Source organism: Pseudomonas sp. NPDC077408 (assembly GCF_050269105.1).
Taxonomy (GTDB): domain Bacteria; phylum Pseudomonadota; class Gammaproteobacteria; order Pseudomonadales; family Pseudomonadaceae; genus Stutzerimonas.
In genome coordinates this window covers 798581-822693 of record NZ_JBNNHS010000002.1, presented here as the reverse complement: position 1 = coordinate 822693, position 24113 = coordinate 798581, and the positions used below count along the sequence as shown (strand labels likewise).

At 60.3% G+C, this 24113-nt stretch carries 31 protein-coding genes, 1 tRNA gene and 1 other RNA gene; 13 read left to right on the top strand and 20 right to left on the bottom strand.

Features of this window, described 5'->3' with window-relative positions; translation table 11 throughout:
* Position 1: 1 nt before the first annotated feature.
* From ACQKEK_RS08760 to panM, 10 genes are all read right to left on the bottom strand, one after another.
* Complete coding sequence (locus ACQKEK_RS08760) at positions 2–334, bottom strand: hypothetical protein (RefSeq protein WP_499142084.1); 333 nt, start codon at positions 332–334, stop codon at positions 2–4.
* Positions 331–600: a helix-turn-helix domain-containing protein gene (locus tag ACQKEK_RS08755; RefSeq protein ID WP_499142082.1), complete on the bottom strand. Its 270-nt coding sequence runs from the start codon at positions 598–600 to the stop codon at positions 331–333. Before ACQKEK_RS08755 ends, ACQKEK_RS08760 begins: the two co-directional genes overlap by 4 nt.
* On the bottom strand, positions 601–822 hold the full coding sequence (locus tag ACQKEK_RS08750; protein ID WP_417447403.1) for a helix-turn-helix transcriptional regulator: 222 nt from the start codon (positions 820–822) through the stop codon (positions 601–603).
* Between the two features lie 112 nt (positions 823–934).
* A complete protein-coding gene (locus ACQKEK_RS08745) occupies positions 935–1909 on the bottom strand; it encodes a hypothetical protein (protein ID WP_417447402.1) in 975 nt (324 codons plus the stop codon).
* A gap of 100 nt (positions 1910–2009) precedes the next feature.
* Positions 2010–3218, bottom strand: coding sequence for a tyrosine-type recombinase/integrase (locus tag ACQKEK_RS08740; protein WP_499142081.1), 1209 nt, complete (start codon positions 3216–3218; stop codon positions 2010–2012).
* 209 nt (positions 3219–3427) lie between these two features.
* A tRNA-Phe gene (locus tag ACQKEK_RS08735) sits at positions 3428–3503 on the bottom strand.
* 162 nt (positions 3504–3665) lie between these two features.
* Positions 3666–3938 carry an oxidative damage protection protein gene (locus ACQKEK_RS08730; protein WP_045423453.1) on the bottom strand — a complete coding sequence of 91 codons (273 nt, stop codon included), beginning with the start codon at positions 3936–3938 and terminating at the stop codon, positions 3666–3668.
* Positions 3935–5002, bottom strand: a complete 1068-nt coding sequence (gene mutY / locus ACQKEK_RS08725) for an A/G-specific adenine glycosylase (RefSeq protein WP_499142249.1) — start codon at positions 5000–5002, stop codon at positions 3935–3937. Before mutY ends, ACQKEK_RS08730 begins: the two co-directional genes overlap by 4 nt.
* Positions 5003–5013: 11 nt before the next feature.
* Entirely contained in the window at positions 5014–7236 is a 2223-nt protein-coding gene (locus tag ACQKEK_RS08720) for an AsmA family protein (RefSeq protein WP_499142080.1), read from the bottom strand.
* 174 nt (positions 7237–7410) lie between these two features.
* Positions 7411–7809 carry an aspartate 1-decarboxylase autocleavage activator PanM gene (gene panM, locus ACQKEK_RS08715; RefSeq protein ID WP_499142079.1) on the bottom strand — a complete coding sequence of 133 codons (399 nt, stop codon included), beginning with the start codon at positions 7807–7809 and terminating at the stop codon, positions 7411–7413.
* Between the two features lie 173 nt (positions 7810–7982).
* Here panM and hisB point away from each other — a divergent pair, with 173 nt between their 5' ends.
* The 7 genes from hisB (at position 7983) to ACQKEK_RS08680 (ending at position 13033) form a co-directional block, all read left to right on the top strand.
* Positions 7983–8576 carry an imidazoleglycerol-phosphate dehydratase HisB gene (hisB, locus tag ACQKEK_RS08710; protein WP_019341947.1) on the top strand — a complete coding sequence of 198 codons (594 nt, stop codon included), beginning with the start codon at positions 7983–7985 and terminating at the stop codon, positions 8574–8576.
* Positions 8576–9214, top strand: coding sequence for an imidazole glycerol phosphate synthase subunit HisH (gene hisH, locus ACQKEK_RS08705; RefSeq protein WP_045423460.1), 639 nt, complete (start codon positions 8576–8578; stop codon positions 9212–9214). Before hisB ends, hisH begins: the two co-directional genes overlap by 1 nt.
* On the top strand, positions 9214–9474 hold the full coding sequence (locus ACQKEK_RS08700; RefSeq protein ID WP_128120487.1) for a DUF2164 domain-containing protein: 261 nt from the start codon (positions 9214–9216) through the stop codon (positions 9472–9474). Before hisH ends, ACQKEK_RS08700 begins: the two co-directional genes overlap by 1 nt.
* 35 nt (positions 9475–9509) lie before the next feature.
* The gene (hisA, locus tag ACQKEK_RS08695; protein WP_045431504.1) at positions 9510–10253 is read left to right on the top strand and encodes a 1-(5-phosphoribosyl)-5-[(5-phosphoribosylamino)methylideneamino]imidazole-4-carboxamide isomerase; all 744 of its coding nucleotides are present in this window, start codon (positions 9510–9512) and stop codon (positions 10251–10253) included.
* Between the two features lie 100 nt (positions 10254–10353).
* Entirely contained in the window at positions 10354–11124 is a 771-nt protein-coding gene (gene hisF / locus ACQKEK_RS08690; RefSeq protein ID WP_046161518.1) for an imidazole glycerol phosphate synthase subunit HisF, read from the top strand.
* Positions 11125–11216: 92 nt separating this feature from the next.
* Positions 11217–11963, top strand: a complete 747-nt coding sequence (locus ACQKEK_RS08685; protein WP_499142076.1) for a substrate-binding periplasmic protein — start codon at positions 11217–11219, stop codon at positions 11961–11963.
* 323 nt (positions 11964–12286) lie between these two features.
* Positions 12287–13033 (top strand): substrate-binding periplasmic protein, encoded by a 747-nt coding sequence (locus tag ACQKEK_RS08680; RefSeq protein ID WP_499142074.1) that lies wholly within the window; start codon positions 12287–12289, stop codon positions 13031–13033.
* Positions 13034–13037: 4 nt separating this feature from the next.
* On the opposite strand, the gene ACQKEK_RS08675 is transcribed toward ACQKEK_RS08680, so the two are convergent.
* The 4 genes from ACQKEK_RS08675 to gpmI all read right to left on the bottom strand — a co-directional run bounded on the left by ACQKEK_RS08675 (position 13038) and on the right by gpmI (position 18168).
* Complete coding sequence (locus ACQKEK_RS08675) at positions 13038–13850, bottom strand: divergent polysaccharide deacetylase family protein (protein ID WP_499142072.1); 813 nt, start codon at positions 13848–13850, stop codon at positions 13038–13040.
* Positions 13851–13853: 3 nt separating this feature from the next.
* Positions 13854–15191: a S41 family peptidase gene (locus ACQKEK_RS08670; RefSeq protein WP_128120482.1), complete on the bottom strand. Its 1338-nt coding sequence runs from the start codon at positions 15189–15191 to the stop codon at positions 13854–13856.
* A 43-nt stretch (positions 15192–15234) separates the two neighbouring features.
* Positions 15235–16494 carry a murein hydrolase activator EnvC family protein gene (locus ACQKEK_RS08665; RefSeq protein ID WP_499142070.1) on the bottom strand — a complete coding sequence of 420 codons (1260 nt, stop codon included), beginning with the start codon at positions 16492–16494 and terminating at the stop codon, positions 15235–15237.
* Between the two features lie 138 nt (positions 16495–16632).
* On the bottom strand, positions 16633–18168 hold the full coding sequence (gene gpmI, locus ACQKEK_RS08660; protein WP_499142068.1) for a 2,3-bisphosphoglycerate-independent phosphoglycerate mutase: 1536 nt from the start codon (positions 18166–18168) through the stop codon (positions 16633–16635).
* 141 nt (positions 18169–18309) lie between these two features.
* Here gpmI and ACQKEK_RS08655 point away from each other — a divergent pair, with 141 nt between their 5' ends.
* The 3 genes from ACQKEK_RS08655 to secB all read left to right on the top strand — a co-directional run bounded on the left by ACQKEK_RS08655 (position 18310) and on the right by secB (position 19563).
* Complete coding sequence (locus ACQKEK_RS08655) at positions 18310–18723, top strand: rhodanese-like domain-containing protein (protein ID WP_045423476.1); 414 nt, start codon at positions 18310–18312, stop codon at positions 18721–18723.
* A 2-nt stretch (positions 18724–18725) separates the two neighbouring features.
* Complete coding sequence (grxC, locus tag ACQKEK_RS08650; protein WP_045423478.1) at positions 18726–18980, top strand: glutaredoxin 3; 255 nt, start codon at positions 18726–18728, stop codon at positions 18978–18980.
* An 88-nt stretch (positions 18981–19068) separates the two neighbouring features.
* A complete protein-coding gene (gene secB / locus ACQKEK_RS08645) occupies positions 19069–19563 on the top strand; it encodes a protein-export chaperone SecB (protein ID WP_073299263.1) in 495 nt (164 codons plus the stop codon).
* Positions 19564–19653: 90 nt separating this feature from the next.
* Here secB and ACQKEK_RS08640 read toward each other — a convergent pair whose 3' ends face one another.
* Positions 19654–20631 carry an NADPH:quinone oxidoreductase family protein gene (locus tag ACQKEK_RS08640; protein WP_499142066.1) on the bottom strand — a complete coding sequence of 326 codons (978 nt, stop codon included), beginning with the start codon at positions 20629–20631 and terminating at the stop codon, positions 19654–19656.
* A 172-nt stretch (positions 20632–20803) separates the two neighbouring features.
* Here ACQKEK_RS08640 and ACQKEK_RS08635 point away from each other — a divergent pair, with 172 nt between their 5' ends.
* A complete protein-coding gene (locus tag ACQKEK_RS08635; RefSeq protein WP_128120478.1) occupies positions 20804–21211 on the top strand; it encodes a flagellar basal body-associated protein FliL in 408 nt (135 codons plus the stop codon).
* Positions 21212–21239: 28 nt separating this feature from the next.
* On the opposite strand, the gene ACQKEK_RS08630 is transcribed toward ACQKEK_RS08635, so the two are convergent.
* The gene (locus ACQKEK_RS08630; RefSeq protein ID WP_499142064.1) at positions 21240–21689 is read right to left on the bottom strand and encodes an EVE domain-containing protein; all 450 of its coding nucleotides are present in this window, start codon (positions 21687–21689) and stop codon (positions 21240–21242) included.
* 157 nt (positions 21690–21846) lie between these two features.
* Between ACQKEK_RS08630 and ACQKEK_RS08625 the strand changes: the two genes are divergently transcribed.
* Positions 21847–22032, top strand: a complete 186-nt coding sequence (locus tag ACQKEK_RS08625; RefSeq protein ID WP_045423487.1) for a hypothetical protein — start codon at positions 21847–21849, stop codon at positions 22030–22032.
* Positions 22033–22082: 50 nt separating this feature from the next.
* Here the strand turns inward: ACQKEK_RS08625 and ACQKEK_RS08620 are convergent, their stop codons facing one another.
* From ACQKEK_RS08620 to ACQKEK_RS08605, 4 genes are all read right to left on the bottom strand, one after another.
* Positions 22083–22685: a 5-formyltetrahydrofolate cyclo-ligase gene (locus tag ACQKEK_RS08620; RefSeq protein ID WP_128120476.1), complete on the bottom strand. Its 603-nt coding sequence runs from the start codon at positions 22683–22685 to the stop codon at positions 22083–22085.
* A 6-nt stretch (positions 22686–22691) separates the two neighbouring features.
* Positions 22692–22870: non-coding RNA, 6S RNA (gene ssrS / locus ACQKEK_RS08615), on the bottom strand.
* Between the two features lie 33 nt (positions 22871–22903).
* On the bottom strand, positions 22904–23218 hold the full coding sequence (locus ACQKEK_RS08610) for a cell division protein ZapA (RefSeq protein WP_128120475.1): 315 nt from the start codon (positions 23216–23218) through the stop codon (positions 22904–22906).
* On the bottom strand, positions 23215–23424 hold the full coding sequence (locus ACQKEK_RS08605; RefSeq protein WP_019341928.1) for a TIGR02449 family protein: 210 nt from the start codon (positions 23422–23424) through the stop codon (positions 23215–23217). The genes ACQKEK_RS08610 and ACQKEK_RS08605 overlap by 4 nt, the downstream gene beginning before the upstream one ends.
* A 124-nt stretch (positions 23425–23548) precedes the next feature.
* Here ACQKEK_RS08605 and ACQKEK_RS08600 point away from each other — a divergent pair, with 124 nt between their 5' ends.
* Positions 23549–24103, top strand: coding sequence for a YecA/YgfB family protein (locus tag ACQKEK_RS08600; protein ID WP_499142062.1), 555 nt, complete (start codon positions 23549–23551; stop codon positions 24101–24103).
* Positions 24104–24113: the final 10 nt, after the last annotated feature.

Sequence of the window (24113 nt, the reverse complement as noted above, 5' to 3'; positions counted from 1 at the left end):
TTTAGCCCTCTGCGGTGGGGTGTGGCGGGGTGGCCTTGCGGCGCTCTAGCTCGTACTCGGCGCCGTTGGCCACGTCAGTGAGCCGGCCCGATAGGTAGCCAAGTGATTGGAGCAACCAACCAATGTCGCGGGCGGTATGGTTGGTGAGTTCGCCAGCGTCGGCGGTGTTGGCCAGCAGCTCGCCAATGGCGGCGATGCCGTGCCCGACCGTCATAGCCTCGCACTCGGCGGTGCGCTCGATTGCGTCCAGATCGTCGGCGGACAGTGTGTTAAGGCGCGAAGGGTCCGGCAGTAGATGGCCCCAGCACACGGCGATGGAGTGCGGCGCGTTCATTCTGTCGCCTCCGCGCTGGTGCTGCTCAGGTAGTAAAGGGCGACACCGTTGTGGGTAATGCCGTCTTCATCGGTCAACGTGATCCGTTCGGTGCGGATGGGGTGGCCAGCGGTGCGCAGCTCTTTGATTCGCCCTCCAGGGTGCATGACGTGCAGTTCACGGCGGGCGGTGAAAGTGTCCAGGGCGCCAAGCCGTAGCCGTGCCAGCAGGCGAGCGCGTTGTGCTTCGACACTAGTGCTATGGCGTTGCGTTGTTTTGTCGGTCATTTATGCAGCCTCCCCGCGTTGGGCGGCCATCTCATCGCACCAAGCCAAAACTTCCGCCTCGACGAAGCAGCTAGATTTTGGTCCTAGTTTGACCTGCTTAGGGAAGGTCCCGGCAGCAATGCGCCGGTAGATTTCGGAAGTGGAAAGGCTGGTGTAGTCCTTCACCTTTGCCAGCTTGATAAAGCGGCGGGAAAGTTGGGCGGGGTTGGTTTGTGCGGCCATCGCTAGTTACTCCTTGGGTGATAGTGGGAGCGATGGGCGTAATGGTGCGGGGCGGGGGGAGGGTGACAGCTAGGGGTGACATGGTGTCAGTACATGCTGTCACCCCTCACTGTCAGGCGTCTGGCAGTGTGTCCGGCTTTATGGCCGATGCCAGTGCTGTCGCCTTGCGCGCTGGGTCGCCGCTCCCCTGTCGCGGCAGATTCAATTTCTCTCCTAATGAGTATGCAACAGCCTTCTGAGTCGGCTGACGCTTGTCTGGGGTATAGCCTTCCCAATATTCCGCCACGGCGGCCCGCATGGCTTCCAGCTCTTTGGTGGCGTAAGGAAACACCAGACCTGTATGAGTCGCTGGCATTGGGTGCTTGCCGCCATGTAGCTCGCGCAGCTGTCTAGTCAGTGCTTTGAAGGTCTTATCATCCGACTGCCGCTGCTCTTCTTGCTCGGCTAGTTGCGTTTCCAGGGCTGCAACCATGCGCTCTGCTAGTTCCGCACGCTGTTGCATCGCTGCGAACTCACTATGCTCATGCATAAGCATTTGCCGCATACTCTCTAAAGCCCGGTTGCCGCCCTCTACCCGCCGTTGCATAAGCTCTGTTTCAGAAGCCTCCCGGGCTGCTCTCTCTTGCTCAAGCTGCTTTCGCAAATATTCAAGTTCATTCTCGCTTGGCTGATCCGGCTGTCCGTTGATCATGCTCGCTAGCGCTTCGACTTGCTCTGGTACAAATAAAGCTCTGCACTCGCGCAGGGATATTTTTTTCGAGTGCCATACCGTCCAAAACGGTTCTTCCTCGCTTTCCTCGCCTTCCGTGAGTAAAACCGGACCCTCCAAAGCCAATTCAACAACTGCCGTAGTGCCAGCACCGGCTAGCACCATAGGATTTAGGACTTTATGAATACCGTTGCCAACTACCTCATGTCCCTCATCAGACCCCAAGAGGCCCTCAGTATCGACATAGGCGTAACACCGCCTTGATGCACATAAAGACAAGAGGTCGTATGGGTATAGTTGAGTTGCGGTTAAGTTCTGTAGCCAGTCCACCGCTTGGTCTATGTCGAGCCACGAAAGCAGCCGGTATATCTTCTCCATTTCTGCGCCCTCCCAGGCTCCCCACGTCCTGAATAAATCGGCTGGTCAGGCGGGTGGGAAGTCCGCTTTTCGCTCCGTCGAGCTAGGCCAACCAAAACCGTTAAGCCTTGCGCTTGATACTCACCACATTGGCGCCGCCACATTGAGCGTCTATCGAATCGGCCCAGGCTTGCATCATTTCCCCGCGCTGCTCCAGGTAGGTGGCGTGGTTGTAGGTGTCGCGGATTTCGTCGTTGTCGCCGTGTGCTAGTTGGCGTTCGATCCAGTCGCGGTTATAGCCGCGTCCGTTGAGTTCGGTGCTTAGCAAGTGGCGGAACCCGTGGCCGGTCTGGCGCCCTTCGTAGCCCATCAGGCGCAGCGCCTTGTTGATTGTGTTCTCGCTCATTGGCCGGTCGGGGTTTTGCTGGCCTGCAAACACTAGCGGGTAATCGCCCGTGATTTCCTTGAGCTGGCGCAGGATGGCAACGGCTTGACGGGGCAGGGGCACCACATGCGGGCGGCGGGCTTTCATCCGCGCTTTCGGAATGGTCCAGGTGGCGCCGTCCAGATCGAACTCCGACCACGGCGCCTGGCGCAGCTCACCAGGGCGAACGGCAGTCAGCACCAGCAAACGGATGGCGCAGCGGGTCAGGGTGTTGAGCGTGGTTGATTCGATCTTGCCCAGCAGCTCGGGCAATTCGGCAAAGGCAACGTGCGGATGGTGCCGGGTGGCTTTTGGCGGTGCGGCTACCACGTCCAGATCGGTGGCGGGGTTGGCTTCGACTACGCCACTGGCCAGACCGAAGCGGAATATCTGGTGTAGCCATTGGCGAATTTTGCCAGCGGCATTCAGGGTGCCCCGCGCTTCGACCTTGCGCACGAGTTCGACCAGTTCCGGGCGGGTGACGGCTTTGACCGGGCGGGCACCGATGCCGGGTATCAGGTCGTTTTCCAAATACAGCTTGGCTTTGTAGGCCGTGCTTTCGGCCCAGCGCGGCGCGTTGTAGGCATACCACTCCCGCGCCAGCGTCTCGAATGTGACGCCATCGGCCCGCTGCGCTTGTCTGGCGGCTTTTCTCTGCTCGCCGGGGTCGGTGCCTTCGGTTAGCAACTGGCGCGCCTCGTCGCGCTTCTGGCGGGCCTTCTGGAGCGTGACGGCAGGATAGGTGCCAAGCGCCAGCATCTTTGCCTTGCCATCGAAGCGGTAGCGATAGCGCCACAGCTTGGAGCCGGTTGGCGCCACTTCCAGGCATAACCCGTTGGCGTCCGTCAGCCGGTAAAGCTTTTCCTTCGGCTTGGCGGTGCGGATGGTGGTATCGGATAAGGCCATTGCAATTCCCTCGCAAGCCGCGCCATTCGGGCGCCCCATTGTGTCGCTGTGAGTAGATTTTTAGACCGAACCGGCTCTACTCACGAATCTACGCACAATTGTTTGGGCTTACAAGGGAAGGGTAGGGAAGTGCAGACAACAAAAAACCCGCACTAGGCGGGCTTCTTGTGGGCTTTCGGGTGGTTTTGGCACCACCTGAAATGAATAGATGGTGCCCAGGGACGGAATCGAACCGCCGACACGGGGATTTTCAATCCCCTGCTCTACCGACTGAGCTACCTGGGCAACGGGGCGCTATTAGACGGATTTGGCTTTTGCCTGTCAAGCGCGGTTTGGAAATATTTAGCAAGAACGGGCATTTAGCGATGCATGCCGGCGTTCGTGGTTTAAAACGGTTGGCCTGGGTTGGGTAGGGAGTCGCTGAGCGTGTCACCCCAACCCCGCGCCTCATTCGCTTGGCGGTACGTAGCCTTCGGCCTGTGCGTACTCTTCGCCCGAAAGGAATTTGTCCATCTCGGTTTGCAAGAATTTGCGGTCTTCGGCGTTCATCATGTTCAGTCGGCGTTCGTTGATCAGCATGGTTTGATGTTTCTGCCAATCGTCCCAGGCCTTTTTCGATACGTTGTTATAGATGTCTTCGCCCTTGGCGCCAGGGTAGGGGGGGCGCTCTAGGCCGGGGAGTTCTTCTTTGTACTTGCGGCAGTTCACGGTGCGGGTCATGACATCTCTCCTGCGTTCAATTCGGCAGCGGCGCGCTTGAGCAGCGTCTTTACCGGGGCGGCAAGCCCCAGTCGCGGCGGGGTGGCGAGGTTATACCAGAGCCAGTCAGCCTCGGCCACGGCGCCGGGTGGGGATTGGACTCGGATCAGCCAGGGCTCGATGGCAAGCTGGAAATGACTGAAGGTATGGGTCAGGCCGGGCAGCTCCCGGCGATCCTGCATCTGCAGGGAATGGCGCTGGGCGAGAGGATCGAGTGCCGCCAGATCCTCCAGCTCGGGCAGGCTCCAGAGGCCGCCCCATAGCCCACTAGAAGGGCGACGATAAAGCAGGATGGCGCCGTCCGGGTTGGCCAGCAGCGGCATCAGGGTGCGCTTCTGTGGCAGTGCCTTGCGGGGCTTGGGCACCGGAAATTCCGTTTCGCGGCCCAGCAGGTGGGCGCGGCAACCTGATCGTAGCGGGCAGAGTAGACAGCTTGGCTTGCTGCGTGTGCAGAGCGTGGCGCCCAGATCCATCATCGCCTGGGTGTAGTGATTGACGCGCTGCTGCGGCGTGAAGCGCTCAGCTACTTCCCATAGCTGGCGGGCCACTTTTGGCTCGCCTGGATATCCCTGCTGTGCGACATAGCGTGCCAGTACGCGCTTGACGTTGCCGTCGAGGATCGGCGCGCGCAGGCCCATGCTCAGGCTGGCGATGGCGCCGGCGGTAGAACGACCGATACCGGGAAGCTCAGCGAGCTGCTCGACGCAACGTGGAAATTCGCCACCGTGCTCGGTGACGACCCGTTTGGCGGTCTTGTGCAGGTTACGGGCGCGGCTGTAGTAACCGAGGCCTGTCCATAGGTGCAGCACCTCGTCTTCTTCGGCGTCGGCCAGAGCCTGGACCGTTGGAAGCGCTTCCATGAACCGATCGAAATAACCGAGAACGGTGCTGACCTGCGTCTGTTGCAGCATGATCTCCGAAACCCAGACCCTGTACGGCGTGATGCCTTGCTGCCAGGGCAGATCCTTGCGGCCATGGCGGTCATACCAGTCCAGTATGGCTGTGCCGAACTGCTCGGGGCTCATGGGCTCTGCGATCATCGATTGAACAAGCCTTTGAGGGCGTCCTTGAGTTCCGGGCTGACTTTGTCGCCGAGCTTCTCTTCGATGGTCTTGTTGAGCTTGTCGCCGGCCAATCTGGCGGCGATTTTGCCAAGGCGATCATTATCGAAGCGGCACGCCTTGGCGCCCAGTTCCAGCGGCCCTCGGCAGCGCAGCGGCCATTCGATGCCGACGTAGCGCTCGTTGACCGCACAGGCCGGGTCTGGCATCTCGCCCTTGTCGCCCTCGATGACGATGCCGACGCGGTAGTCCATGCCAAGCACGCGCAAGTCCACATCGCCGTTGCCGTTTACCGTGAGGCCGGGAATGCTGACTTTCAGGTCCGGGTTGCTGGCGACGCCGTTGCGTAGGGTGAGGTTGCCTTTCAATTCGCGGAACGGCGTGTCCTTGCCGCGCGGCTCGCTGCCAAGCGGCTTGCGATTGAGGGTGGCTATGGCGCGGCAGAGCTGCTGCTCGAGGTTGGCGTCGACGAGGACGCCGTTGTCGATGATGAAGCCGATCTTGCCGTTGAGGTTGTCGATCCAGGCTTGCTGGCTGTTGCCCTGAGTGCGTAGATCGCTGTCCAGGTTAAGCAAGCCCTTGATCACCACCTGTTCGCCCTGGCTTTGCAGCAGGCCTTCGATCGGGACGTGCGCCATGCGGGTCTGGGCAGTGAGCAACGGTATCTGTGGTCGAACGTCGAGGCTTGCCGAGGCTTCCAGTCGGCCGTTGTAGAGCCCTCCACGCAATTGCTCTAGCGTCAGCAGCCCGCCCGCAGTGCGTGCCTTGAGGGCAAAGTTATCGAGCGGCAGCTTCATTGCAGTGAGGTTGTCGATGTTCAAATTGATGCGCGTATCCAGGCTGCGCAGTGAGCCGACCGGCAGCACGGTTGCACTGCTCCAGGCTTGCTGGGTTGGTTTGTCAGGTAGCGGAGTGGTGCCGCTGCCTATCACAGCCGCTTCGGTGGCCCTGACCTCGCTCTGGCGCGCGGCGGCAGCCGCGTCATCCTTTCCTGGTGGGGGGAGGTAGCGATCAAGATTGAACTGGTCGCCACTGAGGTCGACTCGCAGCGATTGCTTGGCGAAATCGCTGACTGCGATCTGGCCGGTAAAGGTGCTGCCGTCCAGCTTCAGATTGATCTCTTCGAAGGTCAGGCTGGTCGGCGTGCCGGCAAGACGGGTGACCAGCTCGGCTTTGCCCAGCGCGGTGTTGTCGGCCATGTCCGGGAGCTGTTGGCCGATGCTCTCGAGGAATTCGCGCAGGTTGAATTCTGCAATTGACAGTGCCCCGCTGATCTTCGGTTGGTTCTGCAGGTCGCGGGCTTTCAGCTCGCCAAGACCGCGTAGCTGGTTGGCGGTGAACTTAAGGCTGGTCCACTCGGCGATGTCGGCGGCCAGGTCAGCCAGCAGCTGGCCTTGTGCGCTAAAGGAGAGTGTCTTGCCCTGTAATGGCTCGCCGGAGGCCTCGCCGCTCAAGCGAAGGTCCTCCAGCTGATAGCGCTGCAATTTGGTATCGAAGCGCAACGCGCCCTGCAACTCGGTGCGAGCGCGCATCACCGGCTTGTTGCTGCCGAAAAAGGCGTTGAGCTTGACCGGAATCGAAGTGGCTTCGCGAATGGCCCCCGTGGTTAGCTCGATGCCTTCGGCGCTGAATTGCTGCCCGCTTTGCGCATCGTGGTAGGTCACCCGTGCATCGCTGATGGTCAGGCTGTCGATGTCCAATTGCAGTGGACGCCTGGTGTTGTCGGACGGCTGTTCGTCGGTGGAGGGCTCGGCCGGTTGCGCTGCTGCAGTGTCGGGTGGCGTTTCGCTAGTGGTCGGACGGCCCACGCCTTCCCAGTTGCCGCGGCCCTTCTCGTCGCGGGCGAGCGTCAGATTGAGTCCGTTGAGTGTGATGTCGCTCATCTGCACTTCGCGGCTTAGCAACGGCAGCACCCGGACCGAAAGACCCAGCATGCGCAGGTTGGCTAAGGGTTGTTCGGGTGTCTGCACGCTGGCCAGGGTGGTGTCGTGCAATTCCAGGCCGAGCCAGGGGAACAGGCTCCAGCCGATGTCGCCGGCGATGTCCAGTTCGAGCCCGGCCTTTTCGCGAGCAAGTGCACGGATTTCGTCTTTATAGTCGTTGGGGTCGAACAAATGCGTGAGGGCAAAGCCCAGTGCGACGATAAGGAGCAGCAACCCGAGGATTACCAGGCCCAGGATCTTGCCGAGCGATTTCATGGACAGGTCCTTTGTGTTTGGCATTTCAAAAGCAGCGAGTATAACGCCGGGCGCCATGGCTGTTTGCCGTGGCTGGCGTTGGAGTGGCTAGCGGCGCCTGGGTTCCTATGCGCGCCGGTGGCACTGGCACGCACCGTGTCGGTTGCGGCTTCGCGACCAGGCGCTGATTGATCGCTAGATGGTGTCCAGCGGCAAATGTGCTCGTGCGGCCAATGCTTGAGCTTCTAGGTGATCTGTCGGTGCCGCCAGATGCAACTCCTTTCCGGCTTCGCGAGCTAGGCGCTGGCTCTCTTCGAGGATCCGCCTACCGACGCCGCGACGGCGTGTGATCGCGCGCACGCACAGATGCGAGAGGCACCAGTGGGGCCCGTCGCGCTGCAGCAGGGCGGCGCCGAGCAGGCGGTCGTTAAAGCGACCGGCGATAAGGCTGCGATCGGCCAGTCCCGCCTCGATCAATGCTGCGGCGTCTGCGTGGGGCGCCAGTAGCCAGCTCGGTGCATCGGCAAAGATTTTCACCAGATCGGTGCGGTCTTGCTGGCTGGGCTCGGTTACGGCTTCAACTGATACGGGCATGGTGACCTGCGGTGCTGATTAGGATGTCCGCAGCATAACCGTGCCGGCTTACCGGCGCACGACAGCTGCCGGCGACTGGCTGCTGCAGCCTAGCCACTGGGCGCGTATCGACGAGGGTGGGTTTGGGCCTATAATGCGGCTCATTTTTCGCCCCACGATCAGCGGAGCTGTTGATGTCCGAACGTACGGCTTGCGTAGAGCGCAACACCCTGGAAACCCAGGTCAAGGCCACCATCAACCTGGACGGCACCGGCAAGAGCCGCTTCGCCATCGGCGTGCCATTTCTCGAGCACATGCTCGACCAGATCGCTCGTCATGGGCTGATTGATCTCGACATCGAATGCCAGGGCGATCTGCATATCGACGATCACCACACCGTGGAAGACGTCGGCATCACCCTCGGCCAGGCGTTTGCCAAGGCCGTTGGCGACAAGAAAGGCATGACCCGTTACGGGCATTCCTACGTTCCGCTCGATGAGGCGCTGTCGCGTGTCGTCATCGACTTTTCCGGGCGTCCAGGGCTGCAGATGCATGTTCCCTACACGCGCGCCACGGTCGGCGGCTTCGATGTCGATCTGTTTCAGGAATTTTTCCAGGGCTTCGTCAACCACGCCTTGGTCACCCTGCACATCGACAATCTGCGCGGGCACAACACCCACCATCAGATCGAAACCGTGTTCAAGGCCTTCGGCCGCGCGCTGCGCATGGCAGTGACGCTGGATGAGCGCATGGCTGGGCAGATGCCGTCGACCAAGGGTTGCCTGTAATGCAGACCGTTGCAGTTATCGATTACGGCATGGGCAACCTGCATTCGGTCGCCAAGGCGCTCGAGCACGTCGGTGCCGGGCGGGTACTGATTACCAGCGATGCGCAGGTGATTCGAGAGGCTGATCGTGTGGTGTTTCCGGGTGTGGGTGCAATTCGCGACTGCATGGCAGAGATCCGCCGCCTGGGCTTCGACGAGCTGGTTCGGGAAGTCAGTGTCGATCGGCCGTTCCTCGGTATCTGCGTGGGTATGCAGGCACTGATGGAGCGCAGCGAGGAAAACGGCGGCGTCGACTGCATCGGCCTTTTCCCCGGCCAGGTTCGTTTCTTCGGTAAGGATCTTGAGGAAGACGGCGAGCGCCTCAAGGTGCCGCACATGGGCTGGAACGAAATGGAACAGGCGATTGCTCATCCGCTCTGGCACAACATTCCCGCCGACGGCCGCTTCTATTTTGTTCACAGCTATTACATCGAGGCTGGCAACCCACGGCAGGTGGTCGGTCGTGGCCACTACGGCAAGGACTTCGCTGCGGCGCTGGCCGATGGTTCGCGCTTCGCCGTGCAGTTCCATCCCGAGAAAAGCCACACCCATGGCCTGCAGTTGCTGCAGAACTTCGCCGCCTGGGATGGCCGCTGGTAATGAGCCGGGCGAAGCTCAAGCCGCCGGTTCTGGTGCTGGACACCGCCCAGGAGCAGGCTGCACAGCAGATCATCAAACGCTTTCTGGAAGACCGCTTCGAACTGGAACTCGGCTCATTCGAGGCTCAGGAAGTGCTCGATCTCTTCGCCCGTGACATTGCTCCGCTGTATTACAACAAGGCGATTTTCGACGTGCAGACGCACCTGAAAGAAAGGTTCGAGAGCATCGAAAGCGACTTGTGGGCGCTCGAGAAGAGCTGACCTTAACCGACACCCGATTTGAACAGGTTCAAGCCATGCTGATTATTCCCGCGATCGATCTTAAAGACGGCGCCTGCGTGCGTCTGCGTCAAGGGCTGATGGACGACGCCACGGTGTTCTCCGATGACCCAGTGGCCATGGCCGCCAAGTGGGTCGAGGCCGGTTGCCGCCGTCTGCACCTAGTCGACCTCAACGGGGCCTTCGAAGGCCAGCCGGTCAATGGCGAGGTGGTCACGGCCATCGCCAAGCGCTACCCGAACCTGCCGATCCAGATCGGCGGTGGCATCCGCTCGCTGGAAACCATCGAGCATTACGTTCGCGCTGGCGTCAGCTACGTGATCATCGGTACCAAAGCGGTCAAGCAGCCAGAGTTTGTCGGTGAAGCCTGCCGCGCCTTTCCGGGCAAGGTGATTGTCGGCCTGGATGCGAAGGATGGCTTCGTCGCCACCGATGGCTGGGCAGAAGTTTCCAGCGTGCAGGCGGTTGATCTGGCGCGCCGCTTCGAGGCCGACGGAGTTTCGGCGATCGTCTACACCGACATTGCCAAGGACGGCATGATGCAGGGCTGCAACGTCGAGGCCACGGTCGCGTTGGCTAACGCCAGCCGCATCCCGGTGATCGCGTCCGGTGGCATCCACAACATCGGTGATATTCAGAAGCTGCTCGACACCAACACCCGCGGCATCGTCGGCGCCATCACCGGCAGGGCGATCTACGAAGGCACGCTCGATGTCGCCGAGGCCCAGGCGTTATGTGATCTGAAATACAAGGACGAGTGAATCGCTGATCAGTGGTGGATCGGTGAAGCGTGATCCACCCCACACGCTACTTGCAGCTTGAAGCCTGCGGCTTGAAGAAGCTGCTTCCGGAGATAGCCTCATGGCATTGGCCAAACGCATCATTCCCTGCCTCGACGTGGACAATGGCCGCGTGGTCAAGGGCGTTCAGTTCGAGAACATCCGTGACGCCGGTGATCCGGTGGAAATTGCCCGCCGCTACGACGAGCAGGGCGCCGACGAGATCACCTTTCTCGACATCACGGCCAGCGTCGACAACCGCGACACCACACTGCACACCGTGGAGCGGATGGCCAGCCAGGTGTTCATCCCGCTAACCGTGGGCGGCGGCGTGCGCAGCGTTCAGGACATCCGTAACTTGCTCAATGCTGGCGCCGACAAGGTGTCGATCAACACCGCTGCGGTCTTCACCCCGGAGTTCGTCGGCGAGGCGGCCGATCGCTTCGGTTCGCAGTGCATCGTCGTCGCCATCGACGCCAAGCGGGTTTCTAAACCGGGCGAAACGCCACGTTGGGAAATCTTCACCCATGGCGGCCGGAAGCCTACCGGGTTGGACGCGGTGCTCTGGGCGCAGAAGATGGAAGCGCTGGGCGCCGGTGAAATCCTCCTGACCAGCATGGATCAGGACGGCGTCAAGAGCGGCTATGACCTAGGCGTCACCCGTGCCATCAGCGAAGCGGTGCATATTCCGGTGATCGCCTCCGGTGGTGTCGGCAATTTGCAACATCTGGCTGATGGGGTTCTGCAAGGCAAGGCCGATGCGGTGCTAGCCGCAAGCATCTTCCATTTCGGCGAGTACACCGTGCCGGAAGCCAAGGCGTACATGGCCAGCTGCGGCATCGTGATGCGCTGAACCGGAAGCCGTAGGCCTTTGAGAATCCGCTTCGAATCGCCCAGGGACACAGCCGCGGCATGCGGCTGCCGCATCATCAAGGAGACCACTCCATGTTCAAGACCACGCTGTTGGGGCTGGCCGTCAGCCTCTCGCTGATTGCTGGTGGTGCGCATTCTGCACCGGAGCCGATCAACCTGCTCACCGAGAACTTTCCGCCCTATAACATGGCGGTAGACGGCAAGAACTTCGCGCGTGACGAAAATATCACCGGTATCGCCGCCGATATCGTTCGTGAAATGTTCAAGCGCGCCGGCGTCGATTACACGCTGACACTGCGTTTCCCCTGGGAGCGCATCTATAAGATGGCCCTGGACATGCCGGGCTATGGTGTATTTGTCACTGCCCGGTTGCCGGAGCGTGAGGACCTGTTCAAATGGGTGGGGCCAATCGGCCCGGACGATTGGGTGCTGCTTGCACGAGCCGACAGCACCATCAAGGTAGACGACCTGCAACAGGCCAGTCAGTACCGCATCGGCGCATACAAAGGCGATGCGATTGCCGAGCACCTCGCGGCGCAGGGGCTGGAGCCGTCGCTGGTCCTGCGCGATCAATCCAACGTGGATAAGCTGCAGAGCGGCGCGATTGATCTCTGGGCAACGGGCGATCCGGCCGGACGCTATTTGGCCAAGCAGCAAGGCGTGACCGGCCTTAAGCGGGTGCTCAAATTCGACAGCGCAGAGCTTTACCTGGCGCTTAACCTCGGTATTCCCGATGCAACTGTAGCCAAGCTGCAGGCTGCGCTGGAGCAGATGCGCGCTGACGGCACGTTAGACACCATCAGCGGCCGCTATTTATAGACAGTTTGCCCGCCGACAGCTCACGCCGACGTTCCCGCTCGCAGCGTTGTGGCGCTGCGATGCCCTGTATCGGAGCGCTTCCCTGAACCTCTTCGGCCAGCGGGCCGGGCTGTCCTTCCCCTGAGCCCTTCGTTTAGCTGTGTAGCCGTGGCTGATAGCAAATTCGCTCGTTCGTTTGTGCGGCTCGTCACATTGCTGGGATAGCTTCACGGCGCCTGGTTCACAAGTTGCTAAACATCATAAAGGTGCGACACACGCATGGACGCTGCGTGGCAGTTGTCAGCGCTGTGTCGCCTGGGATGTTTGCATACGGGGAGGGAGCGATGAGACGAATTCTAGTGGCCGGGCTGTTGCTGTTGATGGCCGCCGCGGCCAGGGCAGAACTGCCCGATGACTACAAAATGGTGCTGCTGACCGAAAATTTCCCGCCGTTTAACATGGCGGCTGACGGTAAGAACTACGCGGCAGACCGCAACATTAGCGGGATTAACGCCGAGATCGTGCGCGAGATGTTCAAGCGTGCCGGGATCGCCTACAGCCTGACGCTGCGTTTCCCCTGGGAGCGCATCTACAACCAGGCGCTGGAACACCCGGACCAGGGGCTGTTCTCTACCACCTACACACCCGAGCGTGAACCACTATTCAAATGGGTCGGCCCGCTGGCAAGTACCGGCTGGGTACTGCTGGCCCCGGCCGGTAGCCCGATGCGGCTGAGTTCACTCGACCAGGCGCAGCAGTACCGGATCGGTGCCTACAAGAATGATGCGGTTAGCCAGCATCTGGAAAGCAAGGGCTTCGAGCCGATCAATTCACTGCGCGACCAGGAAAACATCAGCAAGCTGCTCAAGGGGCAGATAGACCTATGGGCGACAACCGACCCAGTCGGGCCGTATCTGGCCAAACAGGAAGGCGTAAGTGGGCTGACCACGGTATTGCGCTTTAACGACGCGCAGTTGTTCCTTGCGCTGAACAAGCAGACGCCGGATGAAGTCGTTACGCGGTTGCAGAAAGCGCTTAACGAGATGAAGAGCGACGGCGCTATCGACGCGATCATGCGCCGTTATCTCTGATGACTTATCGATACAGGCCGTTCGCGCCATGGGCGGCCATGGCGCGGTTACCCCGGGTGGCGATCATCTGACCGATGTCCACCCAATCTATACCCTGCGCTGCCAGCTTCGGCAGCTCGCGCTCCAACAGGGCAAGTGTGGCAGGGTGTGGATGACCGATCACCACAACTGAACCTTGCTTGCGGGCCAGTTGTACGGCCGCCCGAAACTGCATGGCAACGGCCTCGGGGCTGGGGTCGTCATCGAGAAAGATGTCACGCGACAGGCTCGCCAAGCCGATGCGTTGCGCGGTCGCGGCTGCAACGGTTGCCGCATTGGTACGGCTGTCGAGAAAGAACAGGTGGCGCTGTTGCAGCTGCCGCATGAGTGACGCCATGGGCTGCTGCCGGTCGGTCATCTGGCTGCCCATGTGATTGTTCACGCCGCTGGCATGGGGCACTTTTGCCAGGGCGCTGGTCAGTCGACGGTCAAGCTCGGCTGAAGGCAGCTGCGGTTGCCAGGCGTAAGGCCCGCCAGCGGGGGCCATGGGCAGATGCAACATGACGGTCTTGCCTGCAGCTTTGGCCCGCTCGGCCAAGTCCGTGGCGTTCCGGGTATCCGGCAGAATCGCCATGGCCACTGGGCCGGGCAGGGCCAGAACGCGTGCATCCCGTGCCGCGTTCTGCCCAAGATCATCGATTACCAGTGCCAGCTTCGGCATTCGCGAGACGGTTGCCAGGTGATCTGCTGCGCCTGTTTTACTGTCGCCAGTTGTAGCCCCGCCGATTGCCGAGAGCGGGACCAGGACCCCTACTAACAGAGCTAGAGCCCAAGGCATCCGCTACTGACCGCGGGTGAGGTTCAACCCCTTGAGCAGATTCAGTGCCTGACCGAGTTGGTAGTCCTCATCCTGAGGGCGTGGAGAGTCGTTGACGATCGGTGCCGTAGTGGGGCGTTCCGCGCCGCCGTTGCCATTGCCGAGGTGCCCGGCCAGGTCGGCCTCGCGGATGCCTTCCGCAGCTTGTTCCCGCGTCAGTTTGGCACGGGTGACCCGGATATCCGGCTCGATTCCCTGTGCCTGAATTGAGCGTCCGTTGGGTGTGTAGTAAAGCGCGGTGGTGAGCTTAAGTGCACGGTCGTTGTTCAGGGGAAGTACCGTCTGCACCGAGCCTTTTCCGAAGCTGTCGGTCCCCATGACCACACCACGCTTTTGATCCTGCAAGGCCCCGGCGACGATTTCCGACGCCGAGGCGCTACCACCATTGATCAGCACGACCAGCGAAACGCCTTCGCTGGCATCGGCCGCGTCTGCGTTGAAGCGCAGCTCGGAGTTGGCGATGCGGCCCTTGGTGTAAACGATCAAGCCATCAGTCAGGAAATGGTCGGACACTTCCACCGCAGCCTGGAGCACCCCGCCGGGGTTGTTGCGCAGGTCGAGCACCAGCCCGTTGAGCTTCTTGCCATTTTCCTTGCGCAAGCTCGCTAAGGCCTTACCGACTTCCTCGCCGGTATTGATCTGAAACTGCGTGACGCGCAGGTAGCCATAGCCGGGCTCAAGCAGCTGACTCTTGACGCTGTTGACCTTGATCACCGCGCGATTGAGCTTGACGGTGAACGGCTTGCCGCCCTCACGCACCAGTGACAGCGATATATCGCTGCCTGGTTTGCCGCGCATCATGCCAACCGCATCCATCATGGACATGCCCTTGGTCGGCTTGCCGTCGATCTTGACGATCAGATCGCCAGCCTCAATGCCCGCCTTGGATGCTGGGGTGTCGTCGATTGGCGATACCACCTTGATGAATCCGTCTTCGATCCCGACTTCGATCCCCAGGCCGCCGAACTCACCGCTGGTGCTCTCCTGCAGTTCGGCAAAGGCATCAGGTTCGAGGTAGGCGGAATGGGGGTCGAGGTTGCTGAGCATGCCCTTGATGGCATTTTCCAGAAGGGTCTTGTCGTCAACCGGCTCCACGTACGCGGCCTTGATCCGGTCCAGCACTTCGGCAAAGGTCCTCAGCTCCTCCAGCGGCAGCGGCGCTTTTTGGGTCGCGGCGTTCAGCTGGAGCGGTTCTGGCGCGATCTCTGCGGGCGATTGCTGCGCCCAGGCGCTACCGTACATCCCTAGCATGACGGTCAGGGCTAGGGTGGAGGGTTGGGCGAAACGGCACAGGTGCAGCATGTTTGACTCCAGTTGTGAGAGGCGCGCTAACAGCCGGCTCGGCTTATCCCTGCGCACGACACCATTGTGCCGGATCGCTCGGGCGACCCTGTTGGCGAATGGCGAAATACAGTGCGGCAGCTTCTTGCCCGCCACTGGTTCCTACGGTGGCGATCGGATCGCCCGCCTTGACGATGTCTCCTGCGTCACGCAGCAGGCTCTGGTTGTGCCCGTAAAGGCTAAGGTAGCCGTTGCCGTGATCAAGGATCACCAACAGGCCGGCGCCACGCAACCAATCAGCGAATACCACCCGGCCCCCGTGCACGGCTCGGACCTGGGTACCAACGTCGGCGCCGATCAGCACGCCGTCCCACTTGGTTCGAGCGTCGCCACCGCGGGGAGTGCCATAGCGTGCCACCAATCTTCCGTCTACCGGCCAGGGCAGCTTGCCCTTAGCCTTGGCGAAAGGGCCGCCAAAATTCCCGCCAGCGCTTGAGACAACTGGACCGTCCGATGCTGCTGGGGTGCGGCCGGGCTGTTGCTGGCGTGCCTGCTCTTCGCGGGCCTCGGCCAACGCGCGTTGACGCGCCTGCTCGGCTTCACGCGCCTGGCGAGCAAGGGTTTCTTCGATGGTTTTGAGCACCCGCTCCAGCTGCGCCTGCTCCTGCTTGCGTGCTTTGAGCTTCTGGTCGCGGCTGGACAAGTCTTTATCAAGTTTGGCCAGCGTTACCTGGCGCTCCTTGCGGACTTCGGCCAGTTGTTCGCGCCGTTGTTTGAGCCCGTCCTGCTGTTCGGCTAGTGTCGCCTGCTGCTTCTGAATGCCGTCTTCTACGCCGGCCAGTTGGCGTAGCGTCTCGTTAAAGCTTTCGAGCTGCTCGAAGCGGGCTTTGCTGAGATAGTCATAGTAGGTCAGGGTACGGCTGAATTTTTCTGGATTCTGCTGGTTGAGCAGCAGCTTCAGGTATTCCTGGCGGCCGCTTTGATAAGCCGCGCGTGCCTGAATGCCGATCAGGCGCTGTTGTTCGAGGCGCGCACCTTCAAGCGTGGCTTTCTCTTCGTTGAGGCGATCCAGCTCGGCTTCGCTGCGATCGATTTCCTGCTGCAAAGAGTCGACCTGTTTCTCCAGCTGGCCCATCTCGCTTTCGGTAGTCTGCAGTTGCTTCTGGACCGCGGATTTCTCCTGTTCGATCTGCTTGAGCAGCTTCTGCAATTCCGCGACGTCCTGGCGCGCCGCTTCGATCTGCTTGCGCGCATCGGCGCGCTCGTCGGCCATGGCTGGGCCAAGCAGACAAAAAAGCGCTAATACAAGAAGAATACGGGGCATGAGAGGGCGTAACCGTGAGTTCAACGACTGCCGTAGTATGCCTAAAAACCAAGCTGGAAGCTTGAACCCCAGAGCTGGAGGTAACAGCCTGGCTTCCAGCTTCCAGCTTCCAGCTTCCAGCTTCCAGCTCAGCTCAGCTCAGCTCAGCTCGACAATTGTGTGGCCGGTCATTTCCGCCGGTACCGGCATGCCCAGCAGCGTCAGCATGGTCGGTGCGACATCGGCGAGCACGCCGCCTTTGCGGATGGTCAGGTTACGCTTGCCAACATAGATGAAGGGAACCGGCTCGCAAGTATGGGCGGTGTGCGCCTGGCCGGTCATGACGTCCTCCATCTGCTCGACGTTGCCGTGATCGGCGGTGATCAACGCTTCGCCTCCGACCTTTTCCAGCGCTTCAACGATCCGACCGACACACTTGTCCAGGCATTCCACGGCCTTGACCGCGGCCTCGAACACGCCGGTATGGCCAACCATGTCGCCGTTGGCGTAGTTGACGATGATCACATCGTAACGCTGGTTCTCGATGGCCTCGACGATGCGATCAGTTACTTCGGGCGCGCTCATTTCAGGCTGCATGTCGTACGTGGCGACTTGCGGAGACGGAATCAAGATGCGCTCTTCGCCCGTAAAGGGGTCCTCCCGACCGCCGGAGAAGAAGAAGGTGACGTGAGCGTACTTCTCGGTCTCGGCAATGCGCAGCTGGGTCTTGCCGTTGTTGGCGAGATATTCGCCGAGCACGTTGGTTAGGCCTTCCGGGGCAAACGCGCTGGGCGCCGGGATGCTTGCTGCATATTGCGTCAGCATGACGAAGCCAGCCAGTTGCGGTACCCGGGCGCGCTGGAATTCGCTGAAACCAGGCTCGACAAAGCAGCGCGTCAGTTCACGTGCACGGTCGGCGCGGAAGTTCATGAACACCACGGCATCGCCGTCCTCGACACGAACCGGCTCGCCAATGGTGGTGGCCTTGACGAATTCGTCGCTCTCGCCACGCTCATAGGCGGCAATCAAACCGTCAACAGCATAATCGGAGTGGTAGTCGGCTTTGCCGTCAACGATCAGACTGTATGCCTGCTCGACCCGGTCCCAGCGGTTGTCACGATCCATGGCGAAGTAGCGGCCAATCAGGCTTGCAACGCGGCCTTTGCCCAGGCGGGTGAAGGTGGCTTGCATCAGTTCGATGGAGTGCTGTGCGCTCTTCGGTGGCGTGTCGCGGCCATCAAGAAAGGCATGCAGGTAGATTTTTTCGGCGCCGCGCTTGGCAGCCAGTTCAGCCATGGCGACCAGATGATCCTGGTGGCTGTGAACGCCTCCGTCGGAAAGCAGGCCGAGGATATGCACTGCTTTGCCTGCAGCCACTGCCTTATCGACGGCGGTGCAGATGGTGGGGTTCTCGAAGAACTCGCCGTCGCGGATGGATTTGGTGACCTTCGTGAAGTCCTGATACACCACGCGGCCGGCACCCAGGTTCATGTGGCCCACTTCGGAATTGCCCATCTGCCCGTCCGGCAGCCCCACATCCATGCCGCTGCCAGAGATCAGTCCGTGCGGTTGGCTGGCCAGCAGGCGGTCATAGACGGGCTTGTTAGCGGCGTGGATGGCATTGAATTCAGGACTGTCGCTGTGTCCGAAGCCGTCGAGAATGATCAATACCAGGGGTTTGGGCGCGGCGGGCATGTGTCTGGCTCCTTGCACGGGGTCGCGAAAAAAGGCGGCCAGTCTAATAGTTGGCCGGTTGGGCGTCACGATTCGCAGGGTTCAGCCTGGTGGGGGGGCTGTGTATACTGGCCCGCATTTTATCCCCCGGGTACCCTTTAGATGGTCGCTAACCTGATTGAATTTGTCTCTAACCACTATGTTCTTGTCAGCATCTTCTTGGTGTTGCTTGTGCTTCTCGCCATTACCGAGGCACGCAAGGGCGGCAAGAGCCTGAGCAACCGCGAGCTGACCGGTCTGGTCAACCGCGACGAAGGCGTGGTGTTGGACGTGCGCGCGAAGAAGGAGTTCGACGCGGGCCATATTGTCGACTCATTGAACATTCCCCACGAGAAGCTGGTCAGCCGACTGGGCGAGCTGGAAAAGCACAAGGGCAAGACCATCGTGGTCGTTGATGCCATGGGCCAGCACGCCGGAACGGCCTGCCGTGAACTGCAGAAGGCGGGCTTCACCGCCGCGAAGCTGTCCGGAGGGATTTCCAGCTGGCGCGGCGAAAATCTGCCAGTGGTTAAATAACTATGTCCAAAGTCGTCATGTACACCACCGCCTGGTGCCCGTTTTGCATCAGGGCCAAGAGCCTGCTTGATCGCAAGGGCGTCAGCTACGAGGAGATCCCCGTCGACGGTAAGCCTGCGTTGCGTTCGGAAATGGCAGCAAAGGCTGGGCGAACATCTGTCCCGCAGATATGGATTGGTGACGAACACGTCGGTGGCTGCGACGAGCTGCACGCGTTGGAGCGGGCTGGCCGCCTGGACGCGATGCTTCAGGCTTGACTCGAATAAACGGCCTGTCGGTAGCGGATGAAACCCCGCTACGGGCGGCGCGACCCAAACTCGACATGCACAAACAAGAAGGCTTCAAATGACTGAACAAGCAAATAATGGTGCCGCCGCAGGTCAGGAAGAGCAGGGCGCGCAGTTTTCCCTGCAGCGGATCTATGTCCGTGACCTCTCTTTCGAAGCCCCGAAAAGTCCGGAAATCTTCCGTCAAGAATGGAATCCGAGCGTTGCGCTGGACCTGAACACCAAGCAGAAGTCACTGGAAGGTGATTTCCATGAGGTGGTGCTGACGCTTTCCGTAACGGTCAAGACCGGTGAGGAAGTGGCCTTTATTGCTGAAGTGCAGCAGGCCGGTATCTTCCTGATCAAGGGCCTCGAAGCGCAGGCCATGAGCCATACGCTTGGCGCGTTCTGCCCGAACATTCTGTTCCCCTACGCTCGGGAAGCGCTGGACAGCCTCGTCACGCGCGGTTCCTTCCCGGCGTTGATGCTGGCGCCAGTGAACTTCGATGCGCTCTACGCTCAGGAAATGGCGCGCATGCAACAAGGCGGCGAAACGCCGGCCACTGCTCACTGATAGCTCTTCGCTTCAAACTGCTGCAGAAGCCAGGGGTGGATAGGATTTAAGAAGCCTTATCCACCCTCGCTTCTAAATTGCCCCGCTCAACTAGCGAACCTTCACGACTAGCTTGCCGACTGCTCTGCGCTGGGCCAGCGTATTGATTGCGTCAGCCGTCTTTTCAAGCGCGAAGGTTTGCGACACCAGGGGTTTCAGTTTGCCTTCGGCATGCCAGGCGAATAGCTGCTTGAAGTTGGCTGCGTTGTCGTGCGGCTGGCGTCGCGCGAAGCTGCCCCAGAAAACCCCTATCAAGGCGGCGCCCTTGAGCAGCGGCAGGTTGGCGGGAAGGGATGGGATATCTCCAGCGGCGAAACCGACCACCAGCATGCGGCCGTTCCAAGCAATGCTGCGGAACGCTTCTTCGAACAGCTGGCCACCGACCGGATCGTAGATCACGTCTACGCCCTGACCTGCAGTCAGTTCCTTCAGGCGCTCCTTGAGGCTGGTCTCGGTGTAGTTGATCAGCTCATCGGCGCCGGCCTGTTTGGCAACCTCAAGCTTTTCAGCTGTAGAGGCTGCGGCGATCACCTTCGCACCCATGGCTTTGCCTATTTCCACTGCAGCCAGACCAACGCCGCCGGAGGCGCCAAGCACCAGTAATGTCTCACCCGGCTGCAGGTTGGCGCGTTGTTTCAGGGCGTGCATCGAAGTGCCGTAGGTCATGCTGAACGCCGCAGCCGTATCGAAATCCATCGTTGGTGGAATCGGCAGAACGCTGTCCCCTGGCACCGCAACTTGTTCGGCAAAGCTGCCCCAGCCGGTCAGCCCCATCACCCTGTCACCGACCTTCAGATGGGTAACCTTTTCGCCAACTGCGGCAACGACGCCTGCGGCTTCACCGCCGGGGGAGAACGGGAAGGGCGGCTTGAACTGATATTTCCCTTCGATCATCAACGTATCTGGAAAGTTGACACCGGCTGCATGTACGTCGAGCAGCACTTCGCCGTTTTTGATCTGCGGGCTGTCAACGTCTTCGACGACGAGGTTTTCGGCTGGGCCAAATTCTTTGCACAGGACAGCTTTCATCGAGTTTCCTTTTATTGTCGTATCTGGACTGATGGCATTGATGGCCTCAGTCTAGAAGGCTGCTCGGTCGACGCAACGAGCATGTTCGGCTCTGATGGCGATTCATAAGGCCGGGCTTGGGTCCGTGCTTATCACTGGGTATGCTGGCGCCAATAGCCTTAGGAGCAGTTCTGTGAAACGTATCTTTCTTCTATGTCTGGCCCTGGGCCTCGCGCTGCCCGTACTCGCCAACTCCCCCGAGCCCGAGGAGGGTGCAGCTTCAAAGACCATTTACTACGGGCTGGTACCAGCATTGGTCGGCAACTATGGTTCCGACGGTAAGCTCAAATACTACAAGGCAGATATCGCGCTGCGAGTGACCGGCAGCGAAGCCGAGGCCAAGGTCAAGCACCATGAGCCGCTCATTCGGAATCAGCTGGTCATACTGTTTTCCCAGCAAACGGACGCCAGCCTCGGCTCGGTCGAAGCCAAGGAAGCGTTACGTCAGGAAGCGCTCAAACAGGTACAGGCGGTGTTGACGCAAGAAGAAGGCAAGCCCTTGGTCGACGACCTGCTGTTCAACAATCTGATCATTCAGTAGCCGTGGCTCCTGCGGGAGGCTTGCTGAGTCAAAGGAGCGAAAGCACGGCCTGCCATTCCGTCTCGGTAACAGGCATGACCGAGAGCCGGCTACCTTTCTTGACGAGCGGCATCTGCGAAAGCACCGGCTGCGCCTTCAGTTGAGGCAGTGTCAATGTCACTGAAAAACGCTCGACGAAGCCTACGTCCACAGCATCCCAAGGATTTTTGGACGTAGTTGCCTTCGCATCGTGATACGGGCTATCGGGATCCAGTGCAGTTGGGTCCTGATAAGCGCTGCGGGTAATTTTTCCGATGCCGGCGATGCCCGGTACTGCGCAGCTAGAGTGATAGAAGAAGAACAGGTCCCCCTCGATCATGTTTCGTAGGAAGTTGCGCGCTTGATAATTGCGCACACCGTCCCAACGACCGGTTCCTAGTTGCTGTAGGTTTGCGATTGAAAACTCGTCGGGTTCGGACTTCATGAGCCAGTACGGCATGGTCTTTGCTCGCTGCTATCTGCGTCTTGGGCTCTCAAGCGAAACTCCCCGACAACCGGTCGCAACGCCTGTTTGCGCGGCATCGGTGCATAGCGGAGAATGCCGCGCTTGAGGTTGGCATTGTCGAGTCTAAAAAACTAAAACGATACTGACTCGAATGAAACTATTCGCCTGGCAGGGGGAGGCGAAAACTATGAAACGCAAGCCAGATATTCTTTGGATATTGGTGCTGATCTTTGGCCTCGGTGTCGTCACTACCGGCTATACGCAGGGCCTTTGGGAGCAATCAGGAGATTCGTCTTCGATGGTTCCGATCAGTCACTCTCAGCAGCTTCAACGCTGATCGAGTCCGCCGCATGGATGCGGCTAGCGACACTCTCCGCATCACCTGCCTCATTCCCCGTACCAATTCTGGTCCGTCACGGTAGCCTGCAAGCTCACATCCCAGGGTCCTAGCGGTAGTCTGTCCACCTTCTGGCACTCATGTGCGAGCCCGAGAAGTGTCGGTTTGTGACCATTTTTGCGCCTGTCGCGATACGCAAGGCTGCGATCGTAAAAGCCGCCGCCCATGCCCAGGCGCCCGCCGTTTTCGTCGAACCCCACCAAGGGCATCAGCACCAGATCGAGCGTCCAGATACGTCGTTGCCTTGTCGGGCGAAACGCGGGCTCTGGGATGCCAAAGCGATTTGGTTTCAGATGCTCGTTGGGCATGATTCGCTGAAACACCATGCGCGTCCGCGGCCAGGCGTTTAGCACGGGTAGGTAGGTCGCTTTGCCCCGTCGTTGTGCTTCTCGCAGAAGCGGGCGTGGGTCGATCTCTCCGTCATTAGGCAAGTACAGGGCGACGTGACGAGCCCGGCGGAAAATCGGGTGCTGGGCCAGTTGTCGATAGAGATTTTGTGCTGCCCGTCGTTGTTGAGTCGGGGAAAGCTGGCGCCGCGCTTGGCGCAACTGGCGTCGCAGCGCCGGGCGAGAAAGGCCTTCGGCTACGATCATGAAATGAGGCTCCCCAGCATGCCGCTGCCCGCGTAGGCCCTTGAACCCGAGAGTTCAAGGTGGCGACTACAGAGTACCTTAAGGCTTTCCGTCAGGCGGACATGCACACCGGCACTACGTGTAGCCTCCATGGTGTTGCTTATCGGGAGAGGGTCATCGCCGACTGGCGAACATGCCAGGGAGTGGGCGGGATTATAACGCAATCTGGCTGCCGTTCATCAGTTGCCGGTTGGGTTTGGATCGACGGCCAGTGCGCTGTCGACTCGTTCCAGCAGGGAACGTACATGCTCCCGTGCGCTGTTAGCCTCGGCATCCAGTCGGTCGTGCTTATGAAGCAGCTCGTGGGTGATGTTCAGCGCGGCCATGACTGCAACGCGATCAGCGCCGATGACTTTGCCGCTGCTGCGGATCTCACGCATTTTGCGGTCCAGGTAATGGGCGGCGCCTTCCAGATTGCTGCGTTCTTCGGGTGGGCAGGAGATGCAATATTCCTTGTCCATGATGTGCACGGTAACGGTGTTCGGCTGGGTCATGAGTCCTGCTCCAGAGCTTTCAGGCGCGAAATCATTGATTCGACCTTCACGCGGGCCATTTCGTTCTTTTCGATCAGATGAGCGCGCTCCTCGCGCCACGCCTGCTCACTCTGGCGCAGGAGTCGATTCTGCGCCTTGAGTTGTTCGGTACGCTGAATCAGCTGCTCCAGCTTGGCAGTCAGCAATTGCAGGTCGGCGTCTTCCATGGGATTCCCGGTTCAGTGGCGCGAGCGCTGGGTGGGCCGGCTTCGATGGTCTTGGCTCGTATGCCGATGCTAGGATACAAGGCCTTCATTCTAGACATTAGCGCCTCTGCGCGCCTAGCTGCCAATGCCCATTCAGAACTCGCCTTACGCTGCTTTCGCTACATTGTTGGCCAGCAGTGCCCAACCCGTCACACCCGCCGAGCTACATGGACTATTGCTCGGGCGCAGCTGCGCCGGCGCTGGTTTCGATACCGAAACCTGGCTGAGCGATGCTGTCGAGCTGCTTGGTGCTGAACCTGACGAGCCGGTGCGCCAAGCACTTATCGGACTGCAAGAAATGGTCAAAGGCGAACTCGCCGGCGATGACATCACCATCGTCCTGCTGCTGCCGAGCGATGAAGCATCGTTGACCGAGCGTGCACTGGCTCTGGGTCAGTGGTGCCAGAGTTTCCTGACCGGATTCGGCCTGGTCGCCGGCGATCGTGCGCTGAGCGGCGAAGCGATGGAAGTGCTTCAGGATCTGGCGGCCATCGCGCAGATCCAGGACTCGCTGGATGAGTCCGAAGATGGCGAGAATGACTACATGGAGGTCACGGAATACCTGCGCGTAGCGCCCCTGCTGCTATTCACTGAGTGCGCCAAGCCGGTACCGCCGACGCCCAAGCCTTCCCTGCATTGAGGACCGCTCG

Excerpts from the sequence above, each read along its gene's own strand:
- ACQKEK_RS08760 (WP_499142084.1), bottom strand. The coding sequence starts at position 334 with ATGAACGCGCCGCACTCCATCGCCGTGTGCTGGGGCCATCTACTGCCG.
- ACQKEK_RS08755 (WP_499142082.1), bottom strand. The coding sequence starts at position 600 with ATGACCGACAAAACAACGCAACGCCATAGCACTAGTGTCGAAGCACAA.
- ACQKEK_RS08750 (WP_417447403.1), bottom strand. The coding sequence starts at position 822 with ATGGCCGCACAAACCAACCCCGCCCAACTTTCCCGCCGCTTTATCAAG.
- ACQKEK_RS08745 (WP_417447402.1), bottom strand. The coding sequence starts at position 1,909 with ATGGAGAAGATATACCGGCTGCTTTCGTGGCTCGACATAGACCAAGCG.
- ACQKEK_RS08740 (WP_499142081.1), bottom strand. The coding sequence starts at position 3,218 with ATGGCCTTATCCGATACCACCATCCGCACCGCCAAGCCGAAGGAAAAG.
- ACQKEK_RS08730 (WP_045423453.1), bottom strand. The coding sequence starts at position 3,938 with ATGACCCGCACCGTGAACTGCCGCAAGTACAAAGAAGAACTCCCCGGC.
- mutY (WP_499142249.1), bottom strand. The coding sequence starts at position 5,002 with ATGAGCCCCGAGCAGTTCGGCACAGCCATACTGGACTGGTATGACCGC.
- ACQKEK_RS08720 (WP_499142080.1), bottom strand. The coding sequence starts at position 7,236 with ATGAAATCGCTCGGCAAGATCCTGGGCCTGGTAATCCTCGGGTTGCTG.
- panM (WP_499142079.1), bottom strand. The coding sequence starts at position 7,809 with ATGCCCGTATCAGTTGAAGCCGTAACCGAGCCCAGCCAGCAAGACCGC.
- hisB (WP_019341947.1), top strand. The coding sequence starts at position 7,983 with ATGTCCGAACGTACGGCTTGCGTAGAGCGCAACACCCTGGAAACCCAG.
- hisH (WP_045423460.1), top strand. The coding sequence starts at position 8,576 with ATGCAGACCGTTGCAGTTATCGATTACGGCATGGGCAACCTGCATTCG.
- ACQKEK_RS08700 (WP_128120487.1), top strand. The coding sequence starts at position 9,214 with ATGAGCCGGGCGAAGCTCAAGCCGCCGGTTCTGGTGCTGGACACCGCC.
- hisA (WP_045431504.1), top strand. The coding sequence starts at position 9,510 with ATGCTGATTATTCCCGCGATCGATCTTAAAGACGGCGCCTGCGTGCGT.
- hisF (WP_046161518.1), top strand. The coding sequence starts at position 10,354 with ATGGCATTGGCCAAACGCATCATTCCCTGCCTCGACGTGGACAATGGC.
- ACQKEK_RS08685 (WP_499142076.1), top strand. The coding sequence starts at position 11,217 with ATGTTCAAGACCACGCTGTTGGGGCTGGCCGTCAGCCTCTCGCTGATT.
- ACQKEK_RS08680 (WP_499142074.1), top strand. The coding sequence starts at position 12,287 with ATGAGACGAATTCTAGTGGCCGGGCTGTTGCTGTTGATGGCCGCCGCG.
- ACQKEK_RS08675 (WP_499142072.1), bottom strand. The coding sequence starts at position 13,850 with ATGCCTTGGGCTCTAGCTCTGTTAGTAGGGGTCCTGGTCCCGCTCTCG.
- ACQKEK_RS08670 (WP_128120482.1), bottom strand. The coding sequence starts at position 15,191 with ATGCTGCACCTGTGCCGTTTCGCCCAACCCTCCACCCTAGCCCTGACC.
- ACQKEK_RS08665 (WP_499142070.1), bottom strand. The coding sequence starts at position 16,494 with ATGCCCCGTATTCTTCTTGTATTAGCGCTTTTTTGTCTGCTTGGCCCA.
- gpmI (WP_499142068.1), bottom strand. The coding sequence starts at position 18,168 with ATGCCCGCCGCGCCCAAACCCCTGGTATTGATCATTCTCGACGGCTTC.
- ACQKEK_RS08655 (WP_045423476.1), top strand. The coding sequence starts at position 18,310 with ATGGTCGCTAACCTGATTGAATTTGTCTCTAACCACTATGTTCTTGTC.
- grxC (WP_045423478.1), top strand. The coding sequence starts at position 18,726 with ATGTCCAAAGTCGTCATGTACACCACCGCCTGGTGCCCGTTTTGCATC.
- secB (WP_073299263.1), top strand. The coding sequence starts at position 19,069 with ATGACTGAACAAGCAAATAATGGTGCCGCCGCAGGTCAGGAAGAGCAG.
- ACQKEK_RS08640 (WP_499142066.1), bottom strand. The coding sequence starts at position 20,631 with ATGAAAGCTGTCCTGTGCAAAGAATTTGGCCCAGCCGAAAACCTCGTC.
- ACQKEK_RS08630 (WP_499142064.1), bottom strand. The coding sequence starts at position 21,689 with ATGCCGTACTGGCTCATGAAGTCCGAACCCGACGAGTTTTCAATCGCA.
- ACQKEK_RS08625 (WP_045423487.1), top strand. The coding sequence starts at position 21,847 with ATGAAACTATTCGCCTGGCAGGGGGAGGCGAAAACTATGAAACGCAAG.
- ACQKEK_RS08620 (WP_128120476.1), bottom strand. The coding sequence starts at position 22,685 with ATGATCGTAGCCGAAGGCCTTTCTCGCCCGGCGCTGCGACGCCAGTTG.
- ACQKEK_RS08610 (WP_128120475.1), bottom strand. The coding sequence starts at position 23,218 with ATGACCCAGCCGAACACCGTTACCGTGCACATCATGGACAAGGAATAT.
- ACQKEK_RS08605 (WP_019341928.1), bottom strand. The coding sequence starts at position 23,424 with ATGGAAGACGCCGACCTGCAATTGCTGACTGCCAAGCTGGAGCAGCTG.
- ACQKEK_RS08600 (WP_499142062.1), top strand. The coding sequence starts at position 23,549 with ATGCCCATTCAGAACTCGCCTTACGCTGCTTTCGCTACATTGTTGGCC.